At 42.0% G+C, this 15,080-nt stretch carries 17 protein-coding genes; 1 reads left to right on the top strand and 16 read right to left on the bottom strand.

From position 1 onward, the window contains the following. Position 1: 1 nt before the first annotated feature. From rnc to CFT42_RS12525, 11 genes are all read right to left on the bottom strand, one after another. Entirely contained in the window at positions 2 to 694 is a 693-nt protein-coding gene (gene rnc, locus CFT42_RS12575; protein ID WP_088809522.1) for a ribonuclease III, read from the bottom strand. Between the two features lie 214 nt (positions 695 to 908). Then, entirely contained in the window at positions 909 to 1,142 is a 234-nt protein-coding gene (locus CFT42_RS12570; RefSeq protein WP_007476458.1) for an acyl carrier protein, read from the bottom strand. 92 nt (positions 1,143 to 1,234) lie between these two features. Then, on the bottom strand, positions 1,235 to 1,978 hold the full coding sequence (gene fabG / locus CFT42_RS12565; RefSeq protein WP_088809521.1) for a 3-oxoacyl-[acyl-carrier-protein] reductase: 744 nt from the start codon (positions 1,976 to 1,978) through the stop codon (positions 1,235 to 1,237). Further along, positions 1,975 to 2,913: an ACP S-malonyltransferase gene (fabD, locus tag CFT42_RS12560; RefSeq protein ID WP_088809520.1), complete on the bottom strand. Its 939-nt coding sequence runs from the start codon at positions 2,911 to 2,913 to the stop codon at positions 1,975 to 1,977. The genes fabG and fabD overlap by 4 nt, the downstream gene beginning before the upstream one ends. Further along, a complete protein-coding gene (plsX, locus tag CFT42_RS12555) occupies positions 2,910 to 3,917 on the bottom strand; it encodes a phosphate acyltransferase PlsX (RefSeq protein WP_088809519.1) in 1,008 nt (335 codons plus the stop codon). Before plsX ends, fabD begins: the two co-directional genes overlap by 4 nt. 5 nt (positions 3,918 to 3,922) lie before the next feature. Next, positions 3,923 to 4,504, bottom strand: coding sequence for a transcription factor FapR (gene fapR / locus CFT42_RS12550; RefSeq protein ID WP_088809518.1), 582 nt, complete (start codon positions 4,502 to 4,504; stop codon positions 3,923 to 3,925). 154 nt (positions 4,505 to 4,658) lie between these two features. Further along, a complete protein-coding gene (gene recG, locus CFT42_RS12545; protein WP_088816269.1) occupies positions 4,659 to 6,707 on the bottom strand; it encodes an ATP-dependent DNA helicase RecG in 2,049 nt (682 codons plus the stop codon). After that, positions 6,700 to 7,590 carry an L-serine ammonia-lyase, iron-sulfur-dependent, subunit alpha gene (gene sdaAA, locus CFT42_RS12540; RefSeq protein ID WP_088816268.1) on the bottom strand — a complete coding sequence of 297 codons (891 nt, stop codon included), beginning with the start codon at positions 7,588 to 7,590 and terminating at the stop codon, positions 6,700 to 6,702. The genes recG and sdaAA overlap by 8 nt, the downstream gene beginning before the upstream one ends. A 24-nt stretch (positions 7,591 to 7,614) precedes the next feature. Then, on the bottom strand, positions 7,615 to 8,277 hold the full coding sequence (sdaAB, locus tag CFT42_RS12535) for an L-serine ammonia-lyase, iron-sulfur-dependent subunit beta (RefSeq protein WP_088809515.1): 663 nt from the start codon (positions 8,275 to 8,277) through the stop codon (positions 7,615 to 7,617). A gap of 16 nt (positions 8,278 to 8,293) precedes the next feature. After that, complete coding sequence (locus CFT42_RS12530) at positions 8,294 to 9,949, bottom strand: DAK2 domain-containing protein (protein ID WP_088809514.1); 1,656 nt, start codon at positions 9,947 to 9,949, stop codon at positions 8,294 to 8,296. A 15-nt stretch (positions 9,950 to 9,964) separates the two neighbouring features. Next, positions 9,965 to 10,330 (bottom strand): Asp23/Gls24 family envelope stress response protein, encoded by a 366-nt coding sequence (locus CFT42_RS12525; RefSeq protein ID WP_088809513.1) that lies wholly within the window; start codon positions 10,328 to 10,330, stop codon positions 9,965 to 9,967. A 286-nt stretch (positions 10,331 to 10,616) separates the two neighbouring features. Between CFT42_RS12525 and rpmB the strand changes: the two genes are divergently transcribed. Continuing rightward, positions 10,617 to 10,805 (top strand): 50S ribosomal protein L28, encoded by a 189-nt coding sequence (rpmB, locus tag CFT42_RS12520; protein ID WP_036096174.1) that lies wholly within the window; start codon positions 10,617 to 10,619, stop codon positions 10,803 to 10,805. A 769-nt stretch (positions 10,806 to 11,574) separates the two neighbouring features. On the opposite strand, the gene CFT42_RS12510 is transcribed toward rpmB, so the two are convergent. The 5 genes from CFT42_RS12510 to CFT42_RS12490 all read right to left on the bottom strand — a co-directional run bounded on the left by CFT42_RS12510 (position 11,575) and on the right by CFT42_RS12490 (position 15,055). Next, a complete protein-coding gene (locus CFT42_RS12510; RefSeq protein ID WP_088816266.1) occupies positions 11,575 to 13,131 on the bottom strand; it encodes a T7SS effector LXG polymorphic toxin in 1,557 nt (518 codons plus the stop codon). A gap of 9 nt (positions 13,132 to 13,140) precedes the next feature. Beyond that, a complete protein-coding gene (locus CFT42_RS12505) occupies positions 13,141 to 13,416 on the bottom strand; it encodes a hypothetical protein (RefSeq protein ID WP_088816265.1) in 276 nt (91 codons plus the stop codon). Then, positions 13,409 to 13,771 carry a hypothetical protein gene (locus tag CFT42_RS12500; protein WP_088816264.1) on the bottom strand — a complete coding sequence of 121 codons (363 nt, stop codon included), beginning with the start codon at positions 13,769 to 13,771 and terminating at the stop codon, positions 13,409 to 13,411. Before CFT42_RS12500 ends, CFT42_RS12505 begins: the two co-directional genes overlap by 8 nt. A gap of 286 nt (positions 13,772 to 14,057) precedes the next feature. Continuing rightward, the gene (locus CFT42_RS12495; RefSeq protein ID WP_088816263.1) at positions 14,058 to 14,405 is read right to left on the bottom strand and encodes a hypothetical protein; all 348 of its coding nucleotides are present in this window, start codon (positions 14,403 to 14,405) and stop codon (positions 14,058 to 14,060) included. A 2-nt stretch (positions 14,406 to 14,407) separates the two neighbouring features. Continuing rightward, a complete protein-coding gene (locus CFT42_RS12490) occupies positions 14,408 to 15,055 on the bottom strand; it encodes a thiamine diphosphokinase (protein ID WP_088816262.1) in 648 nt (215 codons plus the stop codon). Positions 15,056 to 15,080 lie beyond the last annotated feature (25 nt).

The raw sequence follows: 15,080 nt of genomic DNA, 5'->3' as shown, positions 1-15,080 counted from the left end.
CCTAGTCTACGCGCAAAACTTGCCGTATCGCATACTCTGCCGCATTTTGCTCTGCCTGTTTTTTTGTTCTCCCCGTCCCTTTCCCGAGGACTTGCCCGTTCACAACAACTTGCGCTTCAAACGCTTTGTTATGAGCTGGCCCTGTTTCGCCTAAAATATCATATTGAATAAGGACGTCGCGGTCCCGCTGCACAATTTCCTGCAACTGCGTTTTAAAATCAACCGTTTGCATATAAATGCCTGTATCGATTTTCGGAAAGACAAGCCGTTCTAAAAAGCGAATGACCGCCTGAATGCCGTTATCCAAATAAAGTGCGCCAATAAAGGACTCAAAAACGTCAGCGAGGAGCGCTGGTCTTGTTCTGCCTCCCGCTTTTTCTTCTCCTTTTCCTAAGCGAATGTATTTCGAAAAATGGACCATCTCGGCAAATTCAACGAGCGACGGCTCACACACGATTGCAGCGCGCATTTTCGTCATTTGTCCTTCTGCCATATCAGGGTATTTTTTAAATAAATAATCAGAAACAGTAAGTTCTAGCACGGCATCGCCTAGAAACTCAAGTCGTTCGTTATCTTGTAATTCTTCATGTCTATGTTCGTTCACATAAGAAGAGTGTGTAAATGCGGTTTGCAAAAGCGCCACATTCGCGAAGTCAAACCCCACACTTTCTTGTAATTCTTCCCATCTATTCATCAACTTGCTCCTCTCCAAATCTTTCTAGCATCGTGACAAATTGTCATTCGTCTAGCTGTTCGGTGTTAAATTCACAAGTTCATTTTCTAAACAGCCTAAATTTAGCTGCTTAGAAAATGAACCTCAGTCGAAAAAGAGGCTGCCTAAAATCGTTTTGCTCGCGCCGAGGCCTGAACAAAGCGACTAAGACACCCTCATTTATCTCGTCACATTATTATGCATTTGCCTCTATGTACTTCACTGCGTCACCAACTGTAGCAATTTCAGCAGCGTCGTCATCAGAGATTTCAACTCCAAATTCGTCTTCAAGTTCCATTACAAGTTCAACAACGTCTAGGGAATCAGCACCTAGATCATCTTTGAAGGAAGCTTCTAAAGTTACTTTGGATTCTTCGACACCTAAACGGTCAACGATGATTTTTGTAACTTTTTCCAATACTTCTGCCATTATTACTTCACCTCCCTCCAAGTATTATAAAGTATTTCACGCGTGGCGTAAACTATTATTTTATCAGACTCCTGACAAAGTCATTAAATCCCTTACATGCTCATGCCGCCGTCGATAGAAAGCACTTGACCTGTAATGTAGCTAGACTCATCACTCGCCAAAAATTTCACTGCATTTGCGATATCTTTCGTTTTACCATACGCCCCGAGCGGAATTTGCGCAAGCATAAGCTCTTTTGTGTTTTCATCTAGTTCGTCGGTCATTTCAGTTTCGATAAAACCAGGTGCGACAGCGTTGACGTTAATACCCCGTGGCGCTAGTTCACGCGCAGTCGTTTTCGTCAAACCGATCATGCCCGCTTTACTTGCCACGTAGTTCGCTTGACCAGCGTTACCGATAATCCCAACGACAGAAGTCATGTTGATGATTTTCCCAGCGCGCTGCTTCATCATCGTCCGCGCAACTGCCTTCGTGCAAAGAAATGTCCCTTTTAAGTTGATGTTGATGACATCGTCCCATTCGTCTTCTTTCATACGCATGAGTAAATTATCGCGTGTAATACCAGCGTTGTTGACCAAAATGTCAATACGACCGAAACGATTCGTGACTTCTTTAAAGAAAGCTTGCACTTCTTCTTCACTCGAAACATCAGCCTTCATCGCTTCCGCTTCCACGCCGAATTCACTCACTAAATCAAGTGTTTCCTTAGCCGCATCAGCGCGGCCGCCGTAGTTGAAGAAAATATTTGCGCCTTCTTTTGCAAGCGCCAAAACGATTTCGCGACCAATGCCACGTGAGCCACCTGTTACAACCGCAACTTTTCCTTTTAATGTCATGCTAAATCCCCCTTTAGTGCTTGCGCAACTTCTTGAATGCTCGCCGCGTCACCTGCCGCAAGAACCGTCACATCGCGATTGATTTTTTTGATTAAGCCAGAAACCACTTTTCCAGCACCAATTTCTACAAACGTATCCACGCCTTTTTCGATAAGCGCTTCAATTGTTTGCTCCCATTTAACTGGCGAATAAATTTGTGCAACCAATTTTTCGTGCAAATCCGCTTCATTTGTCGTAAAGGCCACATCAACATTATTTACTACGGGAATAAAGCCAGTTTTAAATGTCACTTGATCAAGAACTGCGCCGAATTTTTCGGCTGCTGGTTTCATAAGCGCCGAATGAAACGGCCCGCTTACAGCAAGTGGCAAGACGCGTTTCGCACCGCGCTCTTTAAGACGAGTGGACGCTTCTTCAATGCCCGCTGCCGTACCAGAAATAACAATTTGTCCAGGGCAATTATAGTTGGCGATTTGAACCGGCTCACTAATTTCAGCAAGCTCAGCCGAAATTGCATCTGCATCAAGACCAAGTACAGCCGCCATCGCACCTGCTCCGTTTGGAACGGCCGCTTCCATCAATTTGCCACGTTCATGTACTAAAAATGCCGCATCCGCTTCATCTAAAAAGCCCGCCGCAACTAGTGCGCTATATTCGCCAAGGCTGTGCCCAGCAACAAAATCAGCTTTCACACCATACGTTTCAAGCGCACGTAAAATCGCAACACTTGTTGAAACTAAAGCAGGTTGCGCATTTTCTGATTTTGTTAAACGTTCGATAGGTCCTTCTTGAATGATGTCCGTTAACGAAAACCCTAATTTTGCGTCCGCCGCGTCGTACACGTGTTTTGCTTCAGGATACGCCTCTCTAACGTCCATTCCCATACCTACTTTTTGTGACCCTTGTCCCGGAAATACAAATGCAATTTTACTCATGACTCGCTTCCTCCTAATTTCCCTTTATCAATTTCGGCTTTAATCGTACCAACCATATCTTTTTGTACCATGTCGCGCGCTTGGCGAATCGTTGTGAAAATCCCGTGCGCATTAGACGAGCCGTGCGCCTTAATAACTGGTGCTGAAACGCCGAATAAACACGCACCGCCGTATTCGCTATAATCCATTTTCGCTTTCAATTCGAGCAAGTCCTTTTTAAGTACGCCCGCAGCGAGTTTATTTTTAAATCCGTTCATCAAACTCATTTTTAGCATCGAGAAGAAAGCCGCACCAGTGCCTTCGAGGCTTTTTAAAACCATGTTGCCCGTGAAGCCGTCTGTTACAACGACATCCGCCACGTCCATGAGCAAATCACGTGACTCAATGTTGCCGATAAAGTTGTACGCCGTTTGTTCTTTCATGAGGGCGAACGCTTTTTTCGTCAGCTCGTTCCCTTTCGTTTCTTCCGTACCAATGTTTAACAGCCCAATACGCGGTCGTTCGATTTTCCGCACTTTTTCCGCATAAACCGAACCCATCAGCCCAAACTGCAACAAATGCTCAGGCTTCGCCTCCGAGTTCGCGCCAAGGTCAAGCATCACAAACCCTTTCCCACTTATTGTAGGTAAAGTGGGGGCTAGTGCTGGCCGGTCGATTCCCTTGATTCGTCCAATGACGAAAAGCCCAGTGGACATGAGCGCGCCTGTGTTCCCAGCTGAAATGCAAGCATCCGCTTGACCATCTTTCACAGCTTGTGCCGCAAGCACCATCGAAGAATTCTTCTTACGTTTGACCGCCCGCACTGGTTCATCATCACTTTCAATTTTTTCATCTGTATGTATAATCTCTACGCGCGTTTTATCCGTTAAAAATTCTAAAATTTGTTTTTCATCACCAAAAAGCAGAAACTCAAGATCTTTAAACTGGGCTACTGCTTGCATAACACCAAGAACAATTTCTTTTGGTGCATTGTCACCGCCCATTGCATCGATTGCTATTTTCATTATCGTCAGTCCTTTTTATTTTTTTCAGTGGCGTGATACATTTCAAACTTTCCTTTTAAAATAATTTCATCACCCACATAGCTTTTCACATCTACAATTGTGATGGATCTTTCGTTTGTTTGCGGCCTGACAGTTGCCTTCGCAATCACTCGCTCACCTTGTTTCACTTGGCGAACAAACCTAACCGTTGCTTGCGTTGTGAGCGCTAAGTCATTTGGAATGACCGCTGTTGCGAGCGAATTGGCTTGCGCGAACAAATGATGACCACGCGCAATTTGATTTCGTTTAAACACGTGTTCCGAGCTTACATCAAATAATGAAATGGCACTTTTACTTGGTTTAATGTCAATAATTTCGCCGATAACTTCTTCAAGCGGGATACTTTTCACAGAATCTGAGTAGTTTTCGCTAGCAACATGCTTGATGCGCTCGCGAAGTTCTGGGATAGAGAGCGCCACGCGGTCAAGACGGATAGTTTGCACACTCACATCAAATTCCGTAGCAAGTTCCTCATCCGTAATAAACGGGTTGGACGCTAACACGTCTTGCAACTTTGTTTGTCGCTCTTTCTTTGAATATTTTTTCATTCAGGCTACACATCCCTTTATTTTGTGATACTAATACCTGCTACTAAATTTTGAATAGACGAACGCACATTTTTCCTTCTGCCACCTTTTGAAAAACTCGTACGCTAATATGTTATAAAAAAAGCGCCTTACTTGCAAGTTTTTTCTATAAAACCTAATCGAGCTTTTGCTCAGAAAAAACGCCAAGTTCGTCTAAAATTTCGTTTAGTTTCTGGTATTCCGGGTTTTCGAGCATATTTTTTTCGGTCATTAAAACGAGTGCATCTGTGCGCGCTACTTCTAAAACGCGATAGTCGTGCACCATGTCTGCGACTTTAAATTCCGGAATGCCGCTTTGTTTCTTGCCAAAAAAGTCGCCTGGTCCGCGCAGTTCTAAGTCACGTTCGCTAAGTACGAAGCCGTCGTTCGTTTCGGTCATGATGGTCATGCGTTCTTTCCCGACTTCGGTTTTAGGATCGGCAAGCAGGATACAATACGACTGACTGCTACCGCGGCCGACCCGTCCGCGCAATTGGTGGAGTTGTGACAAGCCAAACCGATCTGCGTCGTAAATGACCATCATTGTCGCGTTGGGCACGTTTACGCCGACTTCGACAACCGTGGTGGACACGAGGCAATCGATTTTTTTATCATAAAAAGCACGCATGAGCGCCTCTTTGTCGGCCGGCAGAAGCTTTCCGTGCATGAGTCCTGGCGTATGACGACCGCGCCATTTATTTTGCAGTAAATTATAAAAATCGACTGCATTTTGCACATCTAGTTTTTCCGATTCCTCGATGAGCGGACAAATGACGTAGGCTTGATGCCCTTTTTCGATTTCTTTTTCGATAAAGCCGATGACGCGTTCTAACATGTCATGTTTGACCCAAAACGTTTCAATATTTTTGCGTCCTGCTGGCAGTTCATCAATAATCGAAACGTCCATTTCGCCAAAAGCCGTAATCGCTAGCGTCCGCGGAATTGGGGTTGCCGTCATAAAGAGCACATCTGGATACTCGCCTTTTTCGCGGAGAATGCGCCGCTGATCCACGCCAAAGCGGTGCTGTTCATCAGTAATGACAAGGCCTAGGCGATGATAAATCACTTCGTCTTGAATGAGCGCATGCGTCCCGACTAAAATATCAATTTCACCCGTTTCGAGTAAAGCTAAGAGTTCCTTGCGCTTTTTGCCTTTCACACTACTAGTCAAAAGTCCGACCGTAATATCGAATGGCTGAAGCAACTCGACAAGCGAATCCGCATGTTGTTCGGCTAAAATTTCTGTTGGTACCATGAGCGCGCTCTGAAAGCCGCTTTTTGCCGCCGCAAACATCGCAATGCTTGCCACTACCGTTTTTCCAGAACCAACGTCCCCTTGCAGGAGGCGATTCATATGCAGATGCGATTTTAAATCCCCGCAAATCTCATTGACAACGCGTTTTTGAGCGTCGGTCAGCGGAAATGGCAGCGCGTCAATGTATGCACGCAATTCTTCGACATTGTAGTCAATCTGAATGCCACCAGAACGCTCGCGCTCAATTTTACGGAAATACTGCATCTTCAATTGGAAAAGTAGAAACTCTTCGTACACCATTCGGCGACGCGCCTGCTTCAAGTCGTCATCGTTTGTTGGAAAATGGAGTTTGGCAACCGCCTCGTAGCGACCGATTAATTGGTACTTGTCGAGCAATTCTTGCGGCAAGATTTCTTCAATGCCCTGCCCAAATAGCTCAAACGCATTTTTCAAATGTTTTTGAATGGTCTTGTTGCGCATATTGCCCTTTAGACGGTAGACGCCCTCCAAACTCTCTTCGGTAGATTTTTGGCCGCTTTGAAATTTGCTAGCCGTAATTTGCGCACGATTTTTGTCCCATTTACCGGAAATTGTGACCGCATCTCCAAGCGCCACCTTGCTTTTTAAATAGGGCTGGTTAAAAAAGTCGACTTTTAAAATTTGACCGTCTGCCGATAAACGAAACGATAGCTTTGATTTTTTTCGACCATAAAAAGCGACGGTTGGTTCGGTTAAAACTTCGCCATAAACGGTGATGCGGCTTCCGTTCTCTACGACGGACAAATCCCGCATGCGATAGTCTTCGTACCGATACGGGAAGTTCCAAAGCAAATCATATATCGTTTGGATACCGAGTTCGCGAAACGTTTTCGCGGTTTCTTCACCAATGCCTTTTAGTTCTGTGAGTGGAATGCGCGAAAGCTTACTCACCGATTCCTTCTGGCGACAGGCCGAAGATTTTCGCTTGAATCATTCGACCGGTTGGGGTTGCCGCCAATCCTCCTTCTGCTGTTTCTCTTAAGCTGCTAGGCATTTGAAGACCAACGCGGTGCATCGCTTCGATGACTTCATCACACGGAATTCGGCTTTCAATTCCAGCAAGCGCCATATCGGCTGAAATAATCGCTTGTGAGGAACCTAGCGCATTGCGTTTGACGCAAGGTACTTCTACAAGGCCAGCAACTGGGTCACAAACAAGGCCGAGCATGTTCTTCATCGTCATGGCCATCGCATGGGCGGACTGCTCGGGCGTACCGCCTGCTGCTTCAACTACGGCCGCTGATGCCATCGCACTTGCCGAACCTACTTCTGCTTGACAGCCACCTGCCGCGCCGCTTATAAACGCATTGTTGGCAACGATGAAACCGAATGCGCCAGCGGTAAACAAAAAGTTCACCATTTGGTCGTGCGTTAAATTTAGGCGCTCCTTTACCGCGAATAAAACGCCTGGAACAACACCTGCGCTGCCAGCTGTGGGCGTTGCGCAGATAACTCCCATCGCCGCGTTCACCTCATTCGTCGCAATCGCTTTTGCTACAGAATCCAAAAGAACTTCTCCGGATAAAAACTGTCCTTTTTGGATATACTCTTTCATTAAGACGGCGTCACCGCCAGTTAAGCCTGTAGTGGATTGAACGCCCTTTTCACCTTCTAAAATGGCGTCTTCCATCACTTGAAGATTTTTTGCCATCGCCGAAGTGACTTCCGCACGGCTTAAGCCGGAAACGTTCATTTCGCGCTCAATCATAATTTCAGAAATCGGTTTCGCTTCCCGATTTGCTATGTCCACGAGTTCTTTCACTGTCCGGAACATCTTATCTAACTCCTTCCAAAAGACCTACAAAACGATACTTGCCACTTGGAAAATGCCGTCTAGTTTGGCGATTTCAAGCGTAAGTGATTCATCCACTTGTTGGTCCACTTCAATGACCATGAGCGCGTCATCGCCTTTTATTTTGCGTGACACTTTCATTGCGCCAATATTGACTTCATAATCCGCAATAATTTTCGTAACCGAGGCAATAATGCCGAATTTATCTTCATGTAGCACGAGCAGTGCTGGCGCAGTACCCGTAAACTCCAGTTCAAACTCATTAAGGCGAATGATTTCTACTTTTCCGCCGCCAATAGAGGCGCCTACGAGCGTCATCTGCTTCATCCCATTTTTCAACACAAGTTTAACGGTGTTAGGGTGGGGTGCTTCTTCTGTTTCTTCAATGAATTGAATGTGCATGCCCCACTCTTCAGCGAGTTTTGGCGACTCTTTCATGCGCGGGTCGTCCGGCAAGAATCCGAGAAGTCCGCCGATGAGCGCAACATCTGTGCCGTGTCCTTTATATGTTTTAGCAAACGAACCATAAAGATGAATTTCAACTTGGGCGGGCTGTTCACTAAAGACGCTTCTTGCGATGGCGCCAATGCGGCTCGCGCCTGCTGTGTGGGAGCTTGACGGGCCAATCATCACTGGGCCAATGACATCAAATACACTATTAAATTTCACGAGGCACCTCTTTTCTTTATTCTACTGAAAAAATATACGGGTAAACGGGCTGTCCGCCTTCATGGATTTCAAATTCTACATCGCTAAACTCTTCTGTGATGCGCGTTTCAATTTTGGCTGCATCTTCTTCTGATACACCTTCGCCTAAAATAAGCGTCACAATTTCGCTATCTTCATCTAGCATTAAACGAAGCGTTTCAACGGCCGTATCTTCCAGTCCAGCTTGACTAATTTTAATCGCACCTTCTACCATGCCGATATAATCACCCTTTTTAATGTCCACGCCTGACACGCTTGTATCACGAACGGCTGTCGTCACTTGGCCACTGGCAACATCTTGGATCGCCTCTTTCATCTGCCCAACATTTGTGCTGAAATCCGCATCAGCTTGGAAAGCGAGCATACTTGCTAGACCTTGCGGAATCGTTTTCGTAGGAATCACTTGCACATGCTCTTCGCCTAGCAATGCCGCCGCCTGATCCGCCGCCATTAAAATATTTTTATTGTTTGGCAAAACAAAAACTTGTTCAGCATTCGCCGCTTTAATTGCAGCCACGATATCCTCTGTGCTAGGGTTCATCGTTTGACCGCCTGAAAGTACATTTGCTGCCCCAAGGCTTTCAAAAAGGGCTTTCATTCCGTCACCTGCTGAAACCGTCACAATTCCAAACGGCGTTTTCGGTTTCACATCTTCATTTTTTCCGACAATCGCATCATGCTGCTCGCGCATATTCTCCACTTTCATTTTAATCAAGCTACCGAACTCTTGACCGTAATTAAACACATCGCCCGGATGCTCAGTGTGCACATGAACTTTTGCCACTTCATCATCTGAAACGACTAAAAGCGAATCGCCCATCGTACTCAAATGATTGCGGAATTCCTCTTCATTGAATGCTTTTTGTCCGGGTTTATTTTCATTAATGCGCACCATAATTTCCGTGCAATACCCGTAAGTAATATCCTCAGTGGACATGAAATCTTGCACGTGTTTATGGTGTTCAGCATTGACGAGTTCATTCATGGAAGCCATATAATTTGGCACCTCCATTTTTCCAGTTAGCGCACCGTAGAATCCTTCATAAATAATCATAAGCCCTTGGCCGCCGCTATCTACAACGCCTACTTCTTTTAAAACTGGCAATAAATTTGGCGTATTATCCAGTGCAATTTTGCCTTTTGCAATAATTTCCGCCAAGACCACTTCAATCGTAGCCTTTTCCTCCAAAGAAGCTTGTAAGCCAGCTTTTGCCGCCTCGCGCGCGACAGTTAAAATCGTTCCTTCGACCGGTTTCATAACAGCTTTATATGCGGTTTCAACGCCTTTTGCGAAGCCTCTTGCAAAGTCTTCTGGCGATAATGTTTCTTTATTTTCAACAGCTTTTGAAAACCCTCTAAAAAGTTGGGATAAAATAACGCCAGAATTTCCTCGCGCGCCCATCAAGAGTCCCTTCGCTAAATTAGCACTGACGGCTCCGGCATTAGTTTTGTCATTCGCCGAAACTTCCACTGCGCCACTTGTCATCGATAAATTCATATTGGTTCCAGTATCGCCGTCTGGGACAGGAAAAACATTTAAAGAATCAACAAAATCAGCATTTTTTGATAAATTTTCCGCTCCCATCGCAATCATTGTTGCCCATTTTTCTCCATCTAACTGATAAGTATTCAAGTTAAATAATCCTCCTTAGTCCTCGTTTAGCACTTTAACACCCTGCACATAAATATTAACTGAATCAACAATTAAACCGAGTGTTTTTTCTAAAGTATATTTGACGCGATCTTGCACGTTATAGGCTACTTCTGAAATTTTCGTTCCAAAACGAACAATGATGTACATATCAATATGAAGGCTATCTTCTTCTTTTCTAACGATGACGCCTTTTGTATAGTTTTCTCTTCCTAAAATGTCTGTTAAGCCGTCGCGAATTTGGTGTCTGCTTGCCATGCCGACAATCCCAAAGTTTTCTTCTGCCGCCCCACCAGCAATTGTTGCAATAACTTCATCTGTAATATCTACTTTGCCGAGTTTTGTTTCTATTTCAAGTGACATTTTAACTCCTCCTCACACATTCTTTCACTTTCGTTCTACGTTTTTATCCGTTCGCATCTATTTTACTATAATCCATGAGTGATTGAAAGTATCTGTTTTTTCACCTTATTAATTTCAAGTCCTCCTGCTGTCAAGTAAAAAAACTTAGCGCTAATTTCGCGCAAACACTTGCAAGAAACATCTAGGTATGATAAATTATTCTAGTGTATGAAATTAACAAAAGATGTTTTCTGTCTGTCTTGATATAAACGTCTTATGAGAACTTCTGGTAAGGAGGGGTTAAGTTATGGCAAAAGAATGCGTAATTACAGGTCGTAAATCTCGTTCTGGTAACCGTCGCTCGCATGCGATGAATTCAAGCAAACGTACTTGGAAAGCTAATCTTCAAAAGGTTCGTATCCTCGTAAATGGTAAACCGAAAAAAGTTTGGGTTTCTACTCGTGCGCTTAAATCTGGTAAAGTAGAACGCGTTTAATTGAAGCAAGATAAATGCAGCGATTCCATTCGGTGCATTTTTTCTTTTCTTTTTGTAAAACGCTTACAAAAAAAACTAAAGATGACTCATAAGAAAATAAACATAACTATTTATGAGCAGAGCAGACCTAAAAAACGTATAAAAGTATCTAAGCTATAAAAAATAAGCAGAAATCACATATATTCCATTTTCTTAAATGGTTCTATATAAAGATTCCTGCTTTTTATTTTTAGTCTCTTGCATGTAGCTTTCTAACCCAGTAAGGTTACTATCTGAAGTATTCCTATATAAAATCAAAAAACACCCCTAGTAGAAAACGTGTATATTTGAAAATTCGGAGATACTCTAAAGGCTTTTGTTTGGTTATTTTTCATATTCCATCAATTACCTGATAGAGCTTATCTCCTCTAGCATTTATGTTTTTTAGTTTTCAATCCTGTATTATTTTTCTTTCGTTGTATTGCTGCAAAAACAAAATTGCTTATACTAATTGAGGTGAAAATAATAATTAATGTACGGTAAAATAGAATGGTAGAAGTTATTCCAACATCCAGGGTTGATGTTATAACAAGTGGTAGATTTTCAATATAAATATACATTAATCCAATAACTACAGCCATTGTAATACATCCACATATCAAAAATATATTTTGCCATTTCTTTCTCATACTGTCACTTATGTATTTATCTATCATTTTTATACCTATGCCAACAATGCATATAATAAATAGTACACATAAAATAATATACTTAAGCATTTAAACCAATCCTATCTTTCTGCGTCATGTATTTCTTTTTGTTCTCTATATAAATCACCATCAGTTGTTTTATACCTTTCTTCATTTAAGTCGTATAGGAATGGAATGTCAACATACTTTCCTTTATTTCCCGATTCTCCTACTCCCATATCTGACTTTATTGCAGAATCCCGGATTTTCCGGATATTACTATCTGCATAATCAGCATGAAATTTTACTTCTGCTGCAAAACTATACACATCAATATTTGCTGAATGGGTCAATAAAATTGCATTATATTCTTCTTTTGATAAATTGTTAACATCATTTATTTGGATTGAACCATCATTTTTATTGTATGAGGGGTTTTTTACTAAATGACTATATTCGGACTCCATTAAAAAGTTCTGATAGTCATCATCTGCCAAGGCATTACCACCATAAACATTAGTAACTTTGCCCTCCTTGTTTGACGATTCTTGAATAACTTTTTGCACATATAAATTTGCTAATAAATAACTTCCTTTAGATTCTGGACTTTGGAAATATTTTAATATCTCTTTATTGGCGGTTGGTTGATTATACAGAGAATAGTTTGTTCCTGCATAGATTGATGCATCAATACTATTTATATTAGGCTTTCTGTTAAATAAGTTCGAAATTTCTTCAGGTGTTATTGACACAAAAGATACAGCAACCCCAGGTTTGTCATCTTTATCCTTGCCCGTTCGCAGTTTATATGTTCCATAGACAAACTTGCCATCTATTTCAACACAATATATGTATTGATCATCATAAGCATCTGCTTCCTCAATTTCCCCTGCAGCTAACAACTTAGACAATGGTACAGTACATACTATAAATCCGTCATCTGTAGCCTGAAAATCATCTATTGTCGCAAAACCACTTGCAATAGAATCCTTAAACTCTTGCGGCAATTGATTATATAGTTTTTCCTGCTCTGAAGTCATGAAAACTAATGAACCGCCTTGATATTTTGTAGGCATTATTTTGTTGTTTGATACTTGCGCTATCATACTAGTTAGTTCAGACTGTAATTCTTCCACTTTACTAAATTCAGCCACCCATTTTGTATCAAAGTCTGTCAATTTCGCTTCAATCAAAGTGAGTTCTCTCATTATATCATAATGCAATTGCTCGAGTTGACCTAAATTCGCAGATTCAATCGGAACAAATTCATTCACTTCATCAATGAGTTGATTTAATTCCCGATATACGTGCATCTCCTCTTGCATCATTTGTTCTAATTCGCGCTTATATTCATGCTTGATAGCTGGTATATCCACAATACCATATCTCCCAAACTGGGCCTCAGCATCTGCCATATATTTTTGCAATGTCGCTATCATGAGTTTGTTAATTTCTAGCGTCTTTTGTTGAACTGGTTTATACACTTCTTCTAAGTATGCCCGACTTGCATCTGCTGTTTTCCCCTCAAAACTATCCTTTGTTTCTATAATAAATGTGTCGGTAGCCTGCAAGGCGTCGTTTAAACTCGTTTGTTCCTCATTCAAGTCAGCTATTGTTTCTTGTACATGATCCCGTAATGCTTGTACATCTATCCTCATAGGTTATTTTCACCCCGTAATTTCAATATTGTCTAGTAGACTTTTGTCCAGCTGAACAAATTCAGCACAGTTCTCTTCCATATCTTTTGTTGTATCTGTTCCAAACTGCTGGACTTGGTCAAGTTGAGTTGTTCTTATACGCAAAATAGCGTCCATCCTTTTACAACTCTCCAATTGGTTTTTCCGCATAGGTATCGTTGTTTTCTTGAATAATATCGTTTGTTTAGCTGAGAACTGCTGGGTACTTTGCAAAAGGTTAGCTTCATTTAGTTTTATGCTAGACATTCTTTGCCTCCTCCAGTCGATTTAAATTCGCATAATACTGTACATCATTTTGATAATCACCAATATACTGGTTGCCTCTTTCGATTTCTTTCTGAACTTCACATAACATAGTCTCTACTCTTGCCACTTGATTAGAATAATACCGCTTGCACTGATCAATCATTTGAACACATGTGTTGGACGATTTATCTCGCCAAGAGCCTTCAACCAAAGAATGATTTCGAATTGGCAACTGATTTACCCGTTCATCTTTCTTTCTCGTTCGCTCCAGAAATGATTCTAACTGTTTTTGTCTTGTATGTTGATTGGATAGCTTTTGTTTTAAAGAAGTAATTTCTCCGTCATATTTCGACATGTTGCCACCTTCCTTTTTATGTTCTCGAGTTCACAAGATAATTATATACAAAAAGAACTCTACTGACAATAAAGCAATGAGAATTATGGCTAGAAATCTTATTTCTCAGTTATGAGCCAGTAACATATGTACAGAATAAACATAAATCCAGTAAAATCCATTTTTCAAGATGGCATCATTACTGGATTTATGCTTATTTATTTTCCACTGTATGGTATGGGAGAAAATATAATTATGTACCAGAGCTTTACTTTCATACTTCCTTATGAGAGCCGCGCTAAATCTGCTACTCTTTTGGCAGATTATCACTTACTGATTTTGCGAGCACTCCGCAAATAATCATAAACATACCTGAAAAAATATGTAGGAAAATAAAGGCGGGAACGCCGCTTACAAACAAAATCGGAATGGCGATTTTGTATTTTTTTTGCCATAAAAAGCTGTATCCAACAACGAAACTCGCAAAAAAGATGATGCTTGCGATAAACATAAGCATGATTGGCACTTTTAAATCAGCCGAATAGTTTCCTGAGAAAACATTTTTTGCGGAGACGACTTCAATGTAAAAGCTAAACAAAATCGCGAGTCCTCCGAAAATAAGTGCTAAATTTCTTTTATTTTTCCAAAATGGCATTTTTACTCATCCTTACTTTGTGTCATTAATATCAAGCCGGTTTGAAACGAAAAAGCGGCTTTGGATTGGTTAAATTCATTGCTCGACAGCGCCCTACCAAACGGGAAATCGGCATTTTCTAACGGATATTTAAACCCTTTTAAAGTTAAACCGCTGACGTTTGACATGGTCGTAAAGGCTACATATTTTTTGTCCGCCTGTTTGACAAGCGTATACTCGCCAGGCGCATACATTTTCATGTAATTGTAGCGGTCAATCATTTCAACGAGCGGAATTGCATCAAAAAACTTTGGTTGTGCGAGCATCATTAAATTCGCCAGTAAATGGTCCATTCGGCCACCTGTCGCGCCGAAAATACGAATCAAGTTGGGCTCCATTGCAATTGCGGCTTCTAATCCGATTTCCGTATCGGTTTGATCTTTTTCAGCTGGAAAAACGCGTACGTCTGCTACTTTTGTTTTTAAGTCGGCAAGTTCCGCTTTCGTTAGCGAGTCGAAATCTCCTAAAGCTATTTCAAAGGGGATATTTAAATCGAGCAGGCGTTTTGCCCCACCATCGACGCCTAGCCAAGTGCTTTTTTCGTTCGTATAGGGTTTTAAATCGGGCAGTTCAGACGCAGGACCGCCGACCATAATGTTGACAATTTTCATCGTTTTCTTCCTTTCCAAAAAAGAA

It is taken from the genome of Listeria goaensis (assembly GCF_900186125.1).
Taxonomy (GTDB): Bacteria; Bacillota; Bacilli; order Lactobacillales; family Listeriaceae; genus Listeria; species Listeria goaensis.
This window is presented reverse-complemented; position numbering and strand designations above follow the sequence as displayed.

Excerpts from the sequence above, each read along its gene's own strand:
- rnc (WP_088809522.1), bottom strand. The coding sequence starts at position 694 with ATGAATAGATGGGAAGAATTACAAGAAAGTGTGGGGTTTGACTTCGCG.
- CFT42_RS12570 (WP_007476458.1), bottom strand. The coding sequence starts at position 1,142 with ATGGCAGAAGTATTGGAAAAAGTTACAAAAATCATCGTTGACCGTTTA.
- fabG (WP_088809521.1), bottom strand. The coding sequence starts at position 1,978 with ATGACATTAAAAGGAAAAGTTGCGGTTGTAACAGGTGGCTCACGTGGC.
- fabD (WP_088809520.1), bottom strand. The coding sequence starts at position 2,913 with ATGAGTAAAATTGCATTTGTATTTCCGGGACAAGGGTCACAAAAAGTA.
- plsX (WP_088809519.1), bottom strand. The coding sequence starts at position 3,917 with ATGAAAATAGCAATCGATGCAATGGGCGGTGACAATGCACCAAAAGAA.
- fapR (WP_088809518.1), bottom strand. The coding sequence starts at position 4,504 with ATGAAAAAATATTCAAAGAAAGAGCGACAAACAAAGTTGCAAGACGTG.
- sdaAA (WP_088816268.1), bottom strand. The coding sequence starts at position 7,590 with ATGTTCCGGACAGTGAAAGAACTCGTGGACATAGCAAATCGGGAAGCG.
- CFT42_RS12525 (WP_088809513.1), bottom strand. The coding sequence starts at position 10,330 with ATGTCACTTGAAATAGAAACAAAACTCGGCAAAGTAGATATTACAGAT.
- rpmB (WP_036096174.1), top strand. The coding sequence starts at position 10,617 with ATGGCAAAAGAATGCGTAATTACAGGTCGTAAATCTCGTTCTGGTAAC.
- CFT42_RS12510 (WP_088816266.1), bottom strand. The coding sequence starts at position 13,131 with ATGAGGATAGATGTACAAGCATTACGGGATCATGTACAAGAAACAATA.
- CFT42_RS12505 (WP_088816265.1), bottom strand. The coding sequence starts at position 13,416 with ATGTCTAGCATAAAACTAAATGAAGCTAACCTTTTGCAAAGTACCCAG.
- CFT42_RS12500 (WP_088816264.1), bottom strand. The coding sequence starts at position 13,771 with ATGTCGAAATATGACGGAGAAATTACTTCTTTAAAACAAAAGCTATCC.
- CFT42_RS12495 (WP_088816263.1), bottom strand. The coding sequence starts at position 14,405 with ATGCCATTTTGGAAAAATAAAAGAAATTTAGCACTTATTTTCGGAGGA.
- CFT42_RS12490 (WP_088816262.1), bottom strand. The coding sequence starts at position 15,055 with ATGAAAATTGTCAACATTATGGTCGGCGGTCCTGCGTCTGAACTGCCC.